The 14,985-nt window shown below is 67.2% G+C and carries 16 protein-coding genes; 6 read left to right on the plus strand and 10 right to left on the minus strand.

Features of this window, described 5'->3' with window-relative positions; translation table 11 throughout:
• Positions 1-258: 258 nt before the first annotated feature.
• On the minus strand, positions 259-822 hold the full coding sequence (locus tag ACT89H_RS04860) for a hypothetical protein (protein WP_445107231.1): 564 nt from the start codon (positions 820-822) through the stop codon (positions 259-261).
• Between the two features lie 238 nt (positions 823-1,060).
• Between ACT89H_RS04860 and ACT89H_RS04865 the strand changes: the two genes are divergently transcribed.
• Positions 1,061-1,495 (plus strand): recombinase family protein, encoded by a 435-nt coding sequence (locus tag ACT89H_RS04865; protein ID WP_445107232.1) that lies wholly within the window; start codon positions 1,061-1,063, stop codon positions 1,493-1,495.
• Positions 1,492-2,373, plus strand: a complete 882-nt coding sequence (locus ACT89H_RS04870) for a DUF3626 domain-containing protein (protein ID WP_445107233.1) — start codon at positions 1,492-1,494, stop codon at positions 2,371-2,373. Before ACT89H_RS04865 ends, ACT89H_RS04870 begins: the two co-directional genes overlap by 4 nt.
• 165 nt (positions 2,374-2,538) lie before the next feature.
• On the opposite strand, the gene ACT89H_RS04875 is transcribed toward ACT89H_RS04870, so the two are convergent.
• Positions 2,539-3,450 (minus strand): hypothetical protein, encoded by a 912-nt coding sequence (locus ACT89H_RS04875; RefSeq protein WP_445107234.1) that lies wholly within the window; start codon positions 3,448-3,450, stop codon positions 2,539-2,541.
• Positions 3,451-3,567: 117 nt separating this feature from the next.
• Here ACT89H_RS04875 and ACT89H_RS04880 point away from each other — a divergent pair, with 117 nt between their 5' ends.
• A complete protein-coding gene (locus ACT89H_RS04880; protein WP_445107235.1) occupies positions 3,568-3,894 on the plus strand; it encodes a hypothetical protein in 327 nt (108 codons plus the stop codon).
• A gap of 68 nt (positions 3,895-3,962) precedes the next feature.
• Here ACT89H_RS04880 and ACT89H_RS04885 read toward each other — a convergent pair whose 3' ends face one another.
• The 8 genes from ACT89H_RS04885 to ACT89H_RS04920 are packed head-to-tail and all read right to left on the minus strand — an operon-like array spanning position 3,963 to position 11,712.
• A complete protein-coding gene (locus ACT89H_RS04885) occupies positions 3,963-4,775 on the minus strand; it encodes a carbohydrate ABC transporter permease (protein WP_445107236.1) in 813 nt (270 codons plus the stop codon).
• Positions 4,765-5,715, minus strand: a complete 951-nt coding sequence (locus ACT89H_RS04890; RefSeq protein ID WP_445107237.1) for a carbohydrate ABC transporter permease — start codon at positions 5,713-5,715, stop codon at positions 4,765-4,767. Before ACT89H_RS04890 ends, ACT89H_RS04885 begins: the two co-directional genes overlap by 11 nt.
• A gap of 4 nt (positions 5,716-5,719) precedes the next feature.
• Positions 5,720-6,577: a metallophosphoesterase gene (locus ACT89H_RS04895; RefSeq protein WP_445107238.1), complete on the minus strand. Its 858-nt coding sequence runs from the start codon at positions 6,575-6,577 to the stop codon at positions 5,720-5,722.
• A complete protein-coding gene (locus ACT89H_RS04900) occupies positions 6,574-7,947 on the minus strand; it encodes an ABC transporter substrate-binding protein (RefSeq protein ID WP_445107239.1) in 1,374 nt (457 codons plus the stop codon). The genes ACT89H_RS04895 and ACT89H_RS04900 overlap by 4 nt, the downstream gene beginning before the upstream one ends.
• 35 nt (positions 7,948-7,982) lie before the next feature.
• Positions 7,983-9,116 (minus strand): ABC transporter ATP-binding protein, encoded by a 1,134-nt coding sequence (locus ACT89H_RS04905; protein ID WP_445107240.1) that lies wholly within the window; start codon positions 9,114-9,116, stop codon positions 7,983-7,985.
• A 10-nt stretch (positions 9,117-9,126) separates the two neighbouring features.
• Complete coding sequence (locus tag ACT89H_RS04910) at positions 9,127-10,020, minus strand: alpha/beta hydrolase family protein (protein WP_445107241.1); 894 nt, start codon at positions 10,018-10,020, stop codon at positions 9,127-9,129.
• Positions 10,017-10,541, minus strand: a complete 525-nt coding sequence (locus ACT89H_RS04915; RefSeq protein WP_445107242.1) for a YiiD C-terminal domain-containing protein — start codon at positions 10,539-10,541, stop codon at positions 10,017-10,019. The genes ACT89H_RS04910 and ACT89H_RS04915 overlap by 4 nt, the downstream gene beginning before the upstream one ends.
• A gap of 10 nt (positions 10,542-10,551) precedes the next feature.
• Complete coding sequence (locus ACT89H_RS04920; RefSeq protein ID WP_445107243.1) at positions 10,552-11,712, minus strand: acyl-CoA dehydrogenase family protein; 1,161 nt, start codon at positions 11,710-11,712, stop codon at positions 10,552-10,554.
• 146 nt (positions 11,713-11,858) lie between these two features.
• Between ACT89H_RS04920 and ACT89H_RS04925 the strand changes: the two genes are divergently transcribed.
• The 3 genes from ACT89H_RS04925 to ACT89H_RS04935 all read left to right on the plus strand — a co-directional run bounded on the left by ACT89H_RS04925 (position 11,859) and on the right by ACT89H_RS04935 (position 14,830).
• A complete protein-coding gene (locus tag ACT89H_RS04925; RefSeq protein ID WP_445107244.1) occupies positions 11,859-12,791 on the plus strand; it encodes a PDR/VanB family oxidoreductase in 933 nt (310 codons plus the stop codon).
• A gap of 82 nt (positions 12,792-12,873) precedes the next feature.
• Entirely contained in the window at positions 12,874-13,569 is a 696-nt protein-coding gene (locus tag ACT89H_RS04930; protein ID WP_445107245.1) for a DUF8020 domain-containing protein, read from the plus strand.
• Between the two features lie 301 nt (positions 13,570-13,870).
• Complete coding sequence (locus tag ACT89H_RS04935) at positions 13,871-14,830, plus strand: isochorismatase family protein (RefSeq protein WP_445107246.1); 960 nt, start codon at positions 13,871-13,873, stop codon at positions 14,828-14,830.
• The last annotated feature ends 155 nt before the right edge of the window (positions 14,831-14,985 follow it).

The raw sequence follows: 14,985 nt of genomic DNA on the forward strand, positions 1-14,985 counted from the left end.
ATCGAATTCCACCCGATGAGGTCAGTGAGTTCGTTCTGCGGCGGCCCCAGGTCCACAGATACAGATGACTTCGAACACTGACACCGGCGTTCGGAAAACGACCGTCTGCCGAACACGACTACCCCCCTGGTCAGCGCCGGTGTTGTGACTCGCACCGGCAGATGGCGGTGTTCTCGCACGATCATGTGGCGCCGATGAGACCGAATGCGGGTTCGGGGTCGGAGTGTCGGGAGGTCCGATAATGCCGGGTTAAGGCGTTCACGTGCAGGTCAACAGCAATTCAAAGGCGCTGTGCAGGTCGGACCCGTCGAAGATTTCGGGTTCCACGCCCGACGCGGTGTGACGCCGGATGGTGTAGTAGTCAGCCACATACCGCAGATCGGCCCAGGGTTCCCTGGCGTGAACACGGTCCAGCACTCGCCCACATCGCAGGCATTCGAGCCATGGAACGACGAGCAGGCCCGTCAAGGTGGAGTCTGTGATGCCGAGTCGGCCGGGTTCTACCGGCGATGAGGATTCGTCGGGCAGCAATCGGATCGAAGGTCCGACATCGGAATCTCGTGCACATGCAACGATTTCGTCGTGCCGTGCCAGTCGTTCGCCCCATTGCTCGGCCAGCACTTCGATCTCCGCGCGCGTTCGGTCGCTGATAGGCACCTGGTGCTCAATCAACTGTTGCGTCAAGATCCATAATCCGGCCTCCTGTCGGCCAGTCGACCGGCAGTCGCGGAAGTTCTCGCCGGCTTCGGCCGATGGCAGCAGTATGGCCAGTTGCTCCCAGAGGTCCGCCTCGTATGCTTCGTAACGGCTATCGCCACCCACGACCGCGACACTAATGGACGAAAGGTTGGCGCGAGTTCACCAGGTCACGCCCTGCCCAACGCAACACACGCACATGTCGCGGTCATCGGCGCCACCTGACGGTGGGAGAACACCGCCATCTACCGCTGCGAGTCACAGCCGGTGTCCGCGCAGGAAAAAGTGTTCGGAAACCCGTTCTTTTACCGGTACCCTCCCGGAGGTTGTCGAACACGTTTACCGAACGCTCGGAGGATCACGGATGGCGTTTGTCGGACTTGTGCGGGTCGGCACGAGCAAGCAGGAAACCCAGCGTCAACACGACGACCTCGCCCCGATCTGCGTGCGGGTATTCGAGGAGAAGATCAGCGGCACGCTCGCGGTCGCCGATCGGCCCGGTCTGCGGGGCGCGCTGGACTACATGCGCCCAGGCGACATACTCACCGTGCAGGAGGCCGACCGGCTCGGCCGCAACCCCCTCGAGGGCCTGATCGTTCTCAACGACCTTTTCCGACAAGGAGTTTCGGTGAAGATCCGGCACGGCATCGCCGCCGGGGAGCACACCGAACGCAGCCGCGCGATCCTCGCCCGCCACGCCGAGGGTCAATCGCTGCGCGAAATCGCCCGCGGGGTCGGCGTCCGCCTCGCCGTGGTCCACGGCGAAGTCAAAACCGCGCAAGCGACCACCACCCCGTGAGTCCCGACACGGGGAGCATCGCCGAGTCGCCGCAGCAGCGCGCGATCCGGCATGTTGCCGCCTCAGTGCGGGGGCCTGCGCTGGATCCCGCTCTGCGCGTCACGCTGAACTTCCACCCCGACCGCATCGTGGCAAGGCAGCAGATCCTGGCGAAGATGGCCGACGACGGCGTCTATCTGTCGCAGTTCGCCACCGGAGTCAGCAACGGCGGCCTGACCGCGTATCCGGGCGGGGACCGATGGCACTGGGAACATCGCATCTTCGCCGGCGCCTACGACCACGTCACCGCCACCGAGCGGCCCGTCTACGGCGCTTTGAACTTCCGTGATCAGCCGCACGGCGGCGCGCCACGGTTCGGTTCGTCGTTCTTCCGGCTCACCGCCGAAACCCTGGCACGAACCACATTCTGCTACCCGGACAGCTCCACCGAACCCACCGATTTCGCTGTAGCCGACCACTTCTCGCTCATCGAACTGGCCGAAGCAGGTGGCCTCGACATCCTCGACGGCCACATCGAGGCACACGTTCACGGACCGGTCCGATTCGAACGCGACGTGGAGGCGCTCGTCCTGGATCCCAGCTACCGCAACACGTCCGTAGCCCAGGCAGCGACACGGTTGCCGTGCCGGATCGAGTGGCACCCAGGATTCCGACTCAGCGTGGACCAACTACGCCGTCACCCCGCGTTCCGGGGGCCGCGATACGTCGAGCTGGGTGCCCAGATCGCCGTCGACGGCCAACTGGACCCTCGAATCATCGGAGACGCTGCGCGCACCAACCGGCACGACCCTCGAGACCTCAAAAAGGTCTGGCACTACCTGGCACGCTTCGGCCAGGTCAGTGAAGGAGCCCATAACGGCTGTGAACACGCGCACTGACATCCTCATCTGGCATGCACTGACATTTCGGTGGCGAAAACTACTGACACCGAGTGGCGAATCCGCTGGTCAGCTACTGACATCCTGATGGCGAGGCGCACGGTGTGCTCGTCCGCTCACCGAGCCACGGTAAAGCGTCGCTTCAGATTCGTGGAGGGGGTTGGGTCACGGGTGAGGTGCGAGGTCGATACGAATACTGTCGTCGTTGTCTATGACGAAGATCCGATCGCGGTTCGCTTTCGTCCACTTGTGGGGAATCAGGAAGAAGCGGTCCGGCGTGCGCGCCAGCAGTAGGAGACCGCTGTACGCGTAGCGGTATTTCTCCCCGGGTGCGGTGATCGGGACGACTTGGGAACCGCCGCCTTCGATCGCGAGCCGGTCCACACTGAGCAGCAGAACGACCGGGCGCGTGGCGAAACCGGTCTCCACGGTGATCCGGGCGTCCCGTAGGGCGCGCTCATGGGCGTAGGAACCCACTGCCCACGAGAACCCGAGGAACCCCAGAGCGAGCAAGGCCAAGATCGGCAGCCATGGGGTGGATCGTGAGCGCCCGCGACCGATACCGCGGCGGCCGAGAACGGCCGGATAGGTCTCGCGTAGTGCGATGGCATAGCCGAGCAGCGACACGGCGGCGATGAGCATGATCGGTATGTACGCTCCCAGCCACGGCGGTAACCGGTCGCGGACGATGACCAGCAGGGCGAACACTGTCGCGAGAACGGCACCGCCGATCAGAACGGCCACAGCCCAGCGCCGGAGCATGGCGCGGGGCCGCCGGGTACGCACGGCAACGGCGAGCGGGATTCCTCGAAGGCCGTAGCACGCGAGTACTGCCAGCAAGGCCATGGCCACGGGCCAATAGCTGCTGGTGAGGCTGCCGATGAGATAGTCGGGCACAGACAGGCCGAGCATGCCGACTTCCACTCCGAAGTAGCCGTACCACGCGCGTGTGTATACGACGCCGAAGTAGTAGAGCACCGCCGCGATGATCGCGCCTTGCGATGCGATGGCTCCGGCCGCTGTCGATGCCAGGCGGAAACCCCGTGAACCGGTCGAATCAGCGCTTTCCCGGGTCATTTACGAGGCTCAGCGGACGTCGTCGGGGGCGCCGGCTTCGGCGTGGTCGTGATTTCGACACCGTTGGCCGCTCGGCCCGGAGAGATCGGTGCGGTCGGCGGGATGGTCGTAGGCGTTGTGGAGGGCAACGTCACCCCCGTCGTGGTGGCTGCCGAAGAGATCGGCACCGTTGACGGGATGACCGGCTCGGTCCGGACGGGCGCCGTCCCGGATGACTGCTGTGCAGTGGCCGAAGGCGCGGAGGTGGCGGTTTCCCCGTCCGGCGCGGCGGTCACGGTGCCCGCCGCGCTCGAACTCGGAGCGGAGGTGGTCGATGAGATCGTGGTCGAGGAATCGGTGGATCCGCAGGCCGCCAGCCCGCAGAGCGAAAGACCGAAAAACACTGCAACAAGCTGCGATACCGATCGCATCGAGCCCTCCTCGGGCCGTGGGAGACCGGCATGATTATTCCACGAAACAGTTGCGCCAGTGCCGATTCGAACCGGGGACCCGGGCCCCGCGGGCCGGCGTTCCTATTTCAACCCCGACCGCACGAACGCGTTGACGATGTGCCGTTGCAGCAGCAGGTACATCAGCAGCACCGGCAGACAGGCGAGGCTGGCCAGCGCCATCATCGGACCCCACTGGTCGCCTTCGGTGCCCATGAAACTGCGCAGACCCAGCTGGAGCACGCTGTTGGACTGGCGCAGCACCACCGCGGGCCAGAAGTATTCGTTCCACGCGTTGATGAACAGCAGAATTCCCAACGCCGCCAGCGCCGGCCGCAGATTCGGCACGACCACCGTCCACAGGATCGACCAGGAGGAGCGGCCGTCGATCTTCGCCGCCGCCACCAGCTCCTTCGGGAAACTCGCCATGTGCTGGCGCAGCAGCAGCACCGCGAGCGCCGAGCACAACGTCGGCAGCACCACGCCGATCAGGGAATTGATCAGCCCGAGCTTGGTCAGCAGGACATAGTTGGGCAGCATCGTCACCTGGAACGGCACCAGCCAGGTGCCGACGAACGCCAGGTACAGCAGCTTCTGGAACGGAAAGGTGTACATCGCGAACGCGTAGGAGGCCAGCAGTGCGATCAGCAGCTGCCCGGCCGCCGAGAGCGCCGCGACGAAGAAGGTGTTGCCGATCAAGCCCACCACGTCGACCTTGTCGGCCGCGTCGGCGTAGTTGGCGAACGAGATCGGCCAGGGGATCGGCGACAGCGAGGTGACGTCCTCGGGTCGCCGCAGCGACGTGGCGAACAGCCAGTAGATCGGGAACGCGCACAGCACCGCGGTGACGGCGAGCAGCAGATGACTTCCCGCGGTGCGCAATCGGTCAATCGTCATGGAAGGCAACCTTTTCCGAGATCCATACCAGCACGCCCGCGATCACGCCGAACCCGGCGAACAGCAGCACGCCGGCGGCGGCGCTGAGCCCGGCGTCGAAGCTGTGGAAGGCGTAGTCCCACAGCAGGTAGTAGATGTTGGTGGTCGCTTGCGCGGGACCGCCCTGCGTCATCGAGTCGATGAGCGGGAAAGTCAGCGTGGGACTCAGCAATACCGTGGTCAGCACCAGGAACAGCAGCGTGGGCGACAGCAGGGGCAAGGTGATCCACCGGCGGATCTGCCGGGCGCTCGCGCCGTCCACCCGGGCGGCCTCGTCGTAATCATTGCTGATGCCCGCCAGCCCGGCCCAGATCACGAGGACGGCGAAGCCGAGCAACTGCCATCCAGTGATCGCGATGATCACCCCGTGCGCGGTATCCACGTCATAGACCCAGTTGCGATTCGAATGCAGGATCTGATCGACGAAGCCACTACCGGGATGCAGCAGCCAGCGCCACACCGCCGCCGCCGCGACCGGCGCGACGAGGAACGGCGCGAAGACGAACGCGTGGTAGACCGTCCGCGCCCGGCCGTGCACCCGCCGGCTGGCCAGCGCGATGAGCAGCGGGAGCACCACCGTGAACGGCAGCATGCCCGCGATCAGTACCGCGGTGCGGCCCACCGAGTCCCAGAAGGCCGGAAGGCCCAGCAGCCGCTCGTAATTGCCCGTGCCGACGGGCTTCATCGGCGCGGTCGGCAGCAGATTCCACGAATACGTGGACAGCTCGACCGCCTGGACCAGCGGCCGGTAGATCCACACGACCAGCAGGATCAGCGCGGGCGCCAGATACAGATAGGGCACGGCGGACCGCCCCGCCCGGCGGAACCGGGCGGGGCGGTGCGACGGCGTGACCGGGTCGGGGCCGGACGTGGTCACACTGTGGGATTCGACGACGAACATCGAGTTACCGGGCCTGGGCCATCAGTGCGACCAGCTGGTCGAGGTATCCCTGTTCGTCCCGGTCGTACACGGTGTCGGCGGGTGTCGCCTCGATCGCGGTGGCGACGAAGGTCGAACCGAGCAGGTCGATTCGGCTGTAGCCGTATCCGACCAATCCCCGGTGACGTCCGGCGGGCGCGATCGTGTCGATCCGGTAGGACATCGCCGGACCGATCCAGACCGGGATACCCCCCAGCGCGGCCGCGCCGGTGAGGTGGTTGTGCCCGCAGATGATCATTCCCACGTCCGAACCCGCCAGTACTTCGGCGAGCCGCTGCGGCTCTTCCAGCCGCAGGTACTCGGTGGCGGCGACCGGCGACGGGATCGGCGGATGGTGCAGCACCAGCAATGTGCCGCGGGCCGCGGGCACACGCAATTGCTCTGCGAGCCAGGTCAGCTGGTGCTCCTCCAGCCGTCCGTCGTGCCGCCCCGGCGTCGAGCTGTCCAGCGCGATCACCCGCATACCCGCCACGTCGACCACCTGGTCGAGGGTGGCGTCGGGATCGACCGCGGTGGGAACCGCTCCGAGCAACTCGGTCGCGAAGGCGGTGCGCTCATCGTGGTTGCCCATGACGTAGACCGTCTGCGCACCGAGTTCCTCGGCCACCGGCTCGACCGCCGCACGCAGCCGCCGATAGGCCTCGGGCGAACCGGCGTCGGCGATGTCACCGGAGAGCACCAGCGCGTCGATGCGCCGCCGCGAGGCCCGCAGCTGCTGCAGGACGTGGGTGAGGTGGGCGTAGGTGTCCAGCTTCCCGTGCACCTGTTCCCCGGCAGGCCGGATGTGGGTGTCGGTGAGCTGGACGATCGTCACCTCGCTCATGACGGTGGCATCAGCTTGGCGCCCTGGTCACGGGCGGCGGTGAGGGTGGACTGCGGATCCTTGCCCTGGAACACGATCGATTCGACAGCGTCCATCATGCCGTCACGGATCTGCAGGTAGTTGTTGCCGGGCATGGAGACCCACGGTTCCAGGTTCGCCAGCTGGGCGACGTTCGGCTGCAGCAGCGGATTCTGCTTGGCCCACGCCTGCAGGCCGTCCGGGTCGTCCATCAGACCGGTGCGCAGCGGCAGGTAGCCGATGCCCGACGAGATCTTGGTGTAGGCCGACTCGCTGGTGAGGAACTTGATCAGCTCCCACGCGGCGCGCTGCTTGGCCGGGTCGTTGGACAGAATGTGCAGCGAGGCACCCGAATTCGTCGGCACCGTCGGCTTGCCCGCGAAGCTCGGCATCGGAGCGGCGCGCAGGTCCCACTTGTCCTTGGCGCCGGTGGTGAAGGTCGCCTGGATCGCGCTGGTCTCCAGGATCATGCCGATCTCACCGCGAGCGAATGCCTCGTAGCCCTGCTTCTGGTTGAGCTTCGGCATACCGCCGGAGTTGACCAGCTGCTGGCTCATCGCGGCGACCTCGACCGCGGGCGCGTCGGCGAAGGTGAGCTTCTTACGGTCGTCGGAGATGACCCGGCCGCCGTTGGAGCGCACCATCGCCTGGAAGCACCAGTCCTTGGCGGTCTTGGTCAGGCAGTCGACGTAGATGCCGTCCTTGCTGGTCTTCTGGTGGATCGCCGTGGCGGCCTCGGCGACCTGCTGCCAGGTGGCCGGCGGATGCGCGGGATCCAGGCCCGCTTCGGCGAACAGCGAGGCGTTGTAATACAGAACCGGCGTGGAGAACACGAAAGGCACGCCGTAGGTGTGGCCGTCCCAGTCGGCCAATGTGCGTGCCTTCGGCGCGAAGGGATACTTCGCTCCGTCGAAGTTGTGCTGCACTTCCTGCTTGCCGACCAGGGTGTCCAGCGGCTTGGCGCCGAGCTGGTGGATGGTGAAGTCCAGGTCACTGAAGCCGAGCTGCGCGACGTCCGGCGGGTTGCCCGCGACCATCTGGTTCTGGATGCTGGAGATGGTGTCGGTGGCCGGGTTCGGGCTGTTGCCTTGCGGCTTCTGCGCGGTCACCTTGATGTTCGGGTACTTCTTCTGGAAGTCGCCGATCAGGGAGTTGAAGGTGTCGGTCCACGCGCCGGCGAGTCCGTAGTTGTAGGACTCGAAGACGATCGACACCTGCTGGTCCGGCTTGAGCTCCGGAACCTGCGCACTGTCGGACTTCGAGTCGTTGGTGGTGCTACCGAGTCCCCCACAAGCGCTGAGCGCCAAGGTGGTAGCCAACACCAGGCCCAGGATGGGCGCGGTGCGTTTCACGGTGTTTCTCCTCATCGAGTAGGGATGTTCGAGGTTCAGGCGACGGCGACGGGTTCGCCCGCGCTGTCGATGGGGGCGTCCTGGCGAGTCTCCTGCCAGGTCAGGCGCAGCCCGGAGGTGGCGTGGAACAGGTGGATGTGCGCCGGGTCGGCCCGCAGCGCGATGTTGTCGTCGACCGTGACGCCCGCGGGGCGCGGCGCTCGGGCACACAGGACGCGATCACCGGTGGTGAAGTGGATCAATTCCTCGCTGCCGAGGTTCTCCACCATCGTCACCCGGCCGCGGATGTCGGCGCCGGCCGGATCCAGGCGCAGCTGTTCCGGGCGGATGCCCGCGACAACTTCCAGATCGTCACCGAAATCCGCCCCGTCGATGGCCAATTCGGTATCGATGCCGTCGGCCACCACGCGCAGCGAGCCGTCGCGCACGGTGACGACGGCGGGGAACAGATTCATCGGCGGTGCGCCGAGGAATCCGGCGACGAAAGTCGACCGGGGGCGGTCGTAGAGTTCGGTCGGCGTGCCCACCTGCTCCACCCGGCCCTCGTTGAGCAGGGCGATCCGGTCGGCCATGGTCATCGCTTCGACCTGATCGTGGGTCACGTACAGGAACGTCGCGCCCAGCCGCTGGTGCAGCCCGATCAGTTCGGCGCGCGTCGCGCTGCGCAGCTTCGCGTCCAGATTCGACAGCGGTTCGTCCATCAGGAACGCGCCGGGGTCACGCACCATGGCGCGCGCCAGAGCGACGCGCTGCCGCTGCCCGCCCGACAGCGCGGACGGCCTGCGGCGCAGCAACTCGGTCAGCCCGAGCACTCCGGCGACCTCCGACACCCGCTCGGCGATCTTCCCGCGCGGTGTGCGCCGGGCGCGCAGCGGGAATCCGATGTTCTTGGCGACGGTGAGGTGTGGGTAGAGCGCGTAGCTCTGGAACACCATCGCCAAGTCGCGCTGCTGCGGCGCGTGGTGTGTGATCTCGTTGTCGTCCAGCAGGATCCGGCCGTCGGAGGGATCCTCCAGACCAGCGATCATCCGCAGCAGTGTGGATTTGCCGCAGCCGCTCGGGCCGAGCAGCACCATGAACTCGCCGTCGGCGATGTCGAGGCTCACCTCGCGCACCGCGTGGGCGGCGCCGAATCGCTTCGACACCGCTTCGATTCGCAGTCGTGCCACTGTCGCCCCCTCAGTCCGGCAGCTCGCCCGCGACGATCCAGGTCGCCACCCGGGCCGCGATCGCGGGGGAGTCCTTGATCCACAGGAAGTGGTCGCGATTGGACACCGGCGCGTCTTCGTCGATGTGCCAGTGGGTCACCCGGGCGTTCGGCATCCGGGAGACCAGGAAGTCGACGTTGGACTTCGGGCCGAGCACGTCGTCGGACAATGAGATCGCCAGCACCGGCGCGGTCAGGTTGCGCAGCAGGGTGTTGTACCGGCGCTTGCTGCCCTTGGGCCGGTAGTAGCTGGTCAGCGAGTGCATCGACCAGTCACGCATGACACCGCCCGGCATCGGGGCGGGGATGAGCACACCGCCGGGCCAGTGGCCCTTCCAGCGGGAGACCAGGCCGATCCACTGGATCTGGCTCAGCGCCTCCCACCAGCGGCGCGCGCCGAACGCCCACCAGAAGACCGTGCCGGTGCCGATGACGGTGACGCCGGCGATCCGCTCCGGCTCGGCCGCGGTGAACAGCAACGCGAGCTGCCCGCCCAGGCTGTGCCCGAACAGATGGATCGGCGCCTCGGGGAACCGCGCCCGCACCGCCGCGACGAGAGCGGGCAGGTCGGTCTCGATCATCTCGCGGTAGCCGAAGTCGCGGTGCAGCCCCAGCTCGGGCTTGGCCTCGCCATGCGCCCGTAGGTCGGTCATCGCCACCGAAAGCCCCTGCGCATGAAGCTCTTTGGCGAGGAACAGATAGTTCTTCGCCTTCATCGCCATGGCGGGCAGGATCAGTACGACGGGTGCGCCCGGCTTCTTCGATTCCAGGAAGCGAACGGTGAAGGTGACACCGTCGTCGGTCTGCACCGTGGTCGATTCCAGTGTGGTGAACTCCGAACGGTTCTGCGGTGCCGCGGTGGTCATCGCTCGTCCTCCGCGATGGTGATGTCGCAGACGTAGTCGAAGGTGAACTTCGCGACGACCACATCGCTGTCGTCGAGCAGCGCCGCCTTGCCGGACAGCTCGAAGCGCTGCGAGGCCGTCGCGGCGAGCACGTCGGCGAGTTCGCGCTGGTCGACGGTGGCGATGGTGCGAATGCGGCCGACGGCGGGTTTGCGGTAGGACGCGCTCGCGCCGCGCAGCACCAGCCGCTCGACAGTGCGCAGGCGGGTGGCCGCAGCGCCGACGAACGCGGCCGCTCCGCCGATGTCGGCCGCGGTGAACAGCGCCCCCGCGTGCACGGTGCCCATGTGGTTGCCGACCGTGCCGACGGCGGGGATCTCGACGACGGCGCGTTCCGGCCCGATCTCGGTGATCAGCGTGCCGACGTGGCGGCCGAACGGAACCATCTCCTGCGACACCGCCCGCAGGTATTCGTAATCGACCGCGTCGCAGTCGAGTTCGGGATAGGCCGCCGCGAAACCGGCGATCTCACGCGTGGTCATGACGTCTCCTTCAGCGTTTGGTGCGCAGTGCGCGGCGGGCGATGGACCAGCGCAGGACCTCGGAGGGTCCTTCGTAGATCCGGAAGGCCCTGGCTTCGACCAGGAATCGAGCGACGAGGTGGTCCTCGCTGACACCGAGTCCGCCGTGCAGCTGGACCGCCCGGTCGAGCACCCGCCAGACCGCTTCGGAGACGAACGTCTTGGCGATCGACGCCTCGTGCCGGGCCTGCGAGGAGGTCGGTCCCTGGGCGTCGACGGTCTCGGCGGCGGTGCGGATCACGCCGCGCGCGGCGGCGATGTCGATCTCGTTGTCCGCGATGAGTCCCTGGGCGATGCCGTGCTCGGCGATCGGAGCGCCGAACGACATGCGCGTGCCGATGTGCTCGATGGTCAGCTGGTGCGCCCGCACCGCGAGCCCGAGCCAGTTCATGCAGAACACCAGCCGCGAGGGCGCCAGCCGGACCTGCGCGAGCGCCAGGCCCTGGCCGACTTGGCCCAGCACGGCGGAATCGGGCACCTCGCAGTTGTCGAAGGTCATTTCGCAGTGGCCGCCGGGCGCACTGGTGCGGTCGAGCGTCGGCATCCGGCGCCCCACCCGCAGTCCGGGATTGTCCTGGTCGACCAGGAACATCGTCGGTCCGTCGCCGGTGCGCGCCACACAGATGGTGAACGCCGCACCCTGCGCGCCGGTGGTGAAATGCTTGGCGCCGTTGATGACCCAGCCGGAATCGGTCTCCTCGGCGACGGTCCGCAGCATCCCGGGGTCGGATCCGGCGCCGGGGGCGGGTTCGGTCATCGCGATCGCGGAACGGACCTCGCCCGCGGCCAGCGGCGCGAGGTAGCGCTGCTTCTGCTCTTCGTTCGCGACGTGCGCGAGCAGGTGGATGTTGCCGTCGTCGGGCGCCCACGCGTTCACCGCGATCGGGCCCAGCAGGCTGGCCCCAGCCGCTTCGAGCACGTGCGCCTGGGCTCGGGTGTCGAGGCCGAGGCCGCCGTACCGGGGATCCGACAGCGGCCCGAAGACGCCGGCCTCCTTGGCCTTCTTCTGCAGCTCGAGCCGCAGCGCGTCGTCCATCACCCGCCCGTCCACGACGACTTCGCGTTCCACCGGAACGACCTGGTCCCGGATGAACTGGGTGGTCTTGTCCACCAATTGCGCCACAGTGGTCATGGCGTCAGTCTCGGTGCGGCGCGTGTTCGGGGGAGGGGGCGATAGTCAACGTCGATTGTGCGAATCGACTGCCTATTTGTCCGCTGCGTGGGCGGCATATCTCAGCGACGGTGATCGCGGAGACGTTGCCGGGCCAGAGGACGGATATGACAGACACAGCGGTGCGAGTATGGCGCCGCCGCGACGAGGCCGCGGGCGTGTTCGCGCTCGACCTTGCCCCGGTCGACGGCGGCGAACTGCCGTCGTGGACCCCGGGAGCCCACATCGATGTCGCGGTCGGCGCGGCGGGCGTGCGGCAGTACTCGCTGTGCGGCGACCCGGCCGATCGGGCACGCTGGCGGATCGCGGTGCTGCACGAACCGGACGGGCGCGGTGGCTCGGCCTACCTGCACCGCGCCGCGCAGCCCGGCTCGGTACTGCGCGTGTCGGCGCCGCGCAACAACTTCGAACTCGTCGGCAGCGACCGTTACGTCTTCCTCGCCGGAGGCATCGGTATCACGCCGATCCTGCCCATGGTGGCCGCTGCGGAAGCCGCGGGTGCTCGCTGGTCGCTCTATTACGGCGGCCGCACCCGAGAGCACATGGCATTCGCCGACACCATCGCCGATCGTTTTCCGCAGGCAAAACTGCTGCCGCAGGACGAACACGGCCTGCTGCCGCTGCGCGAGATCTTCGCCGACCTCGGCGACACTCCTGTGTACTGCTGCGGACCGGAGCCGCTGCTGGCGGCGGCGGAATCCGAAGGCGCGCGCGCCGGGGTGCCGGTGCATGTGGAGCGTTTCGTGCCGCGGCAGGTGCAGTTCGCGTCGAACGAACCGTTCGAGGTGCGCTTGGCGGCCAGCGGCAAGACCTTTCGTGTCGGGGCCAACCAATCCATCGCCGACGTCCTGGAGGCCGCCGGGATCGGCATCGTCACTTCCTGCCGCGAAGGCACCTGCGGCAGCTGCGAGACCGCGGTCGTGTCCGGCGACATCGAGCACCGGGACGAACTGCTCACCGACGAGGAGCGGGCGCGCGGCGACACGATGATGCTGTGTGTCTCGCGGGCCAGGTCGGGCCCGCTCGTCCTCGACCTCTGACCTACCCGCCGCGACCGCGGCGGGTATGCGGCGCGCTCGTCGCGACCGCTTCCCGTGGAAAACCGAGAGGAAAGAAACAAGGATGAGGAAAATCGTTGCGGTGGCCGCGGGCTTGGTCGCCGCAGTCGGGATCGCTGCCGGCTCGGCCGGTGCGCAGCCCGGCAGCGACGACGCCGTCGACTTCACCGCCTACGCCACCGACACCCAGTCGATCATCACGACCGACGCCGGTTCCATGGTCGTCGAGGACGGCACGTTCAAGATCAAGGCCGTCAACGGCACCGTGCTCACCGGGATGCCGCTGAAGTTCCGGGTCGATGACTTCGAGTTCCCGATTGTGGCCGACATCGCCGACCACACCGCCACCCTGACCCCCCAGTTCGACACGGCGCACGCGGCCTACAAGCCGGTCGCCCTGCCGTTCGAGGACAAGGCGCCGTGGAAGAACGACTACGACCGTGAGCAGGCCGCCTGGTCCCGCCTGACCAGCACCATCTCCATGGGCGCCACCCTCGGCACCCTGGTCGGTGGCATCGGCGGCGGCGCCCTCGGCTGCGTGCTCGGCGGTATCGCCGGCGCGACCGTCGCCTCGGCGACGATCGTCGGCCTGTTCGGCGCGTTCATCCCGGCCGCTGCCATCGGCTGCCTCGGCGGCATCATCGCCGTCGGTGCCCTGGGCACCATCGCGGGCCAGATCCTGGTCACCGCCCCGGTGGCGATCGGCGCCGCCATCCAGTACTTCTCCACTATCAACCAGCCGTCCATCCAGGCGAAGTAGATAGCGGCGAAGAACCCGACGTCTCGTTCGTTGGGGGACACCCGACCCCGTCCGGCCTCACCGCCGGGCGGGGTTTCTCCGTTACGCCACCCGAACCCGGTGTGGCGCATGGGCTCGAAAGTGCGTGCAGGCGACGGCCCCTCGTCGAGCCTGTGAACGTGCGCGTGCGGAAGCCAGAAGCCGCGCCCGAACTACTGAGCGGCTCGATGGCGTCTCGGGTGTCCCCGCGAGTTCATCGAGGATCGAGCTCGGCGAGTTGTTTTCGGTTGAGGCGATCGGGTTGTTCGTCGAGGATGGCGTGATGTCGGAACTGAAGTTCGTGCGGCGAGTGGACGGGTTGACCTATGAGTTCACCCGCGACGGGGAGACGCATGGTTTTCCGTCGTACCAGCGTGTCGATCTCGACCTCTGGTGTCGACGACTGCCGGACTTCGGGTGGGTGGTGTGCTCGGAATCCGGTGCGGTGTCCAGCCGCCCGCTCGACGACGCGGGCCGAGGCGACCTGCCGCCCGAGGGCGTGTGGGTGAGCCGCGCAGGCGACCACTCGTATGTGTACGACCTGATCCGCGACGACGGCGACGTCACGCCGACACTCTCAACACACGACTGGCATATCGAGGCCAGGGAGTTTGCTCGCCACGAAACCCGTCGCGGACGCCGGTTCGCATACCCGGATCTTCGTCCCGAGCGCACCGCGTTGGCCGTGATCGACATGGTGCCGCTGCACGTCTCCGACAATCCCTACTGCCAGGCGATCGTGCCCAACATCAACCGCTTGGCCTCCGCATTGCGGGTTGCCGGCGGAACCGTCGCGTGGGTCCTTCCCGCAACCGGGGAACCCACCGAACGGGCGATCGAGTTCTTCGGCCCGAAAATCGCCGAAACCTACAGCAATGCCAAGGCTTCCGGTCCGCTACCCATTCGGCTCTGGCCCGAGCTGGCCACCCACGGCGATGACCTGTTCGTCGACAAATCCGCGTTCAGCGCCTTCTTCCCTGGTCGTTGCCTCCTTCCGCAACTACTCGAACAGCGAGACATCGATACGGTCCTGATCACAGGAACCGTCACAAACGTGTGCTGCGAGTCCTCGGCGCGCGACGCCGCCGCCCTCGGCCTGCGGGTGATCATGGTCGCCGACGCCAACGCCGCCCGCCGCAACCGAGACCACAACGCCACACTCCACACCATCTACCGATCATTCGGCGACGTGCGTCCGACCTCGGATGTGCTCACCATGATCGACGCCGCCACGCGGATCTGATCGACAGTCACGGTTCGCCGACGCAACGGCGCCCGTCCGGCGCCACAGCGGACGAACTGGAGAGATCGAAGCCGCATGCGCGGTAGCTGCCCAAGCCCTGGCTGTCGGCCTTAGCCACCGAAGCGAGCGAATCACCCGGCGTGCTCGAGACTTCC

Source organism: Nocardia aegles, assembly GCF_052545135.1.

Excerpts from the sequence above, each read along its gene's own strand:
- ACT89H_RS04865 (WP_445107232.1), top strand. The coding sequence starts at position 1,061 with ATGGCGTTTGTCGGACTTGTGCGGGTCGGCACGAGCAAGCAGGAAACC.
- ACT89H_RS04915 (WP_445107242.1), bottom strand. The coding sequence starts at position 10,541 with ATGACCACGCGTGAGATCGCCGGTTTCGCGGCGGCCTATCCCGAACTC.
- ACT89H_RS04910 (WP_445107241.1), bottom strand. The coding sequence starts at position 10,020 with ATGACCACCGCGGCACCGCAGAACCGTTCGGAGTTCACCACACTGGAA.
- ACT89H_RS04890 (WP_445107237.1), bottom strand. The coding sequence starts at position 5,715 with ATGTTCGTCGTCGAATCCCACAGTGTGACCACGTCCGGCCCCGACCCG.
- ACT89H_RS04920 (WP_445107243.1), bottom strand. The coding sequence starts at position 11,712 with ATGACCACTGTGGCGCAATTGGTGGACAAGACCACCCAGTTCATCCGG.
- ACT89H_RS04875 (WP_445107234.1), bottom strand. The coding sequence starts at position 3,450 with ATGACCCGGGAAAGCGCTGATTCGACCGGTTCACGGGGTTTCCGCCTG.
- ACT89H_RS04885 (WP_445107236.1), bottom strand. The coding sequence starts at position 4,775 with ATGACGATTGACCGATTGCGCACCGCGGGAAGTCATCTGCTGCTCGCC.
- ACT89H_RS04895 (WP_445107238.1), bottom strand. The coding sequence starts at position 6,577 with ATGAGCGAGGTGACGATCGTCCAGCTCACCGACACCCACATCCGGCCT.
- ACT89H_RS04935 (WP_445107246.1), top strand. The coding sequence starts at position 13,871 with ATGTCGGAACTGAAGTTCGTGCGGCGAGTGGACGGGTTGACCTATGAG.
- ACT89H_RS04925 (WP_445107244.1), top strand. The coding sequence starts at position 11,859 with ATGACAGACACAGCGGTGCGAGTATGGCGCCGCCGCGACGAGGCCGCG.
- ACT89H_RS04930 (WP_445107245.1), top strand. The coding sequence starts at position 12,874 with ATGAGGAAAATCGTTGCGGTGGCCGCGGGCTTGGTCGCCGCAGTCGGG.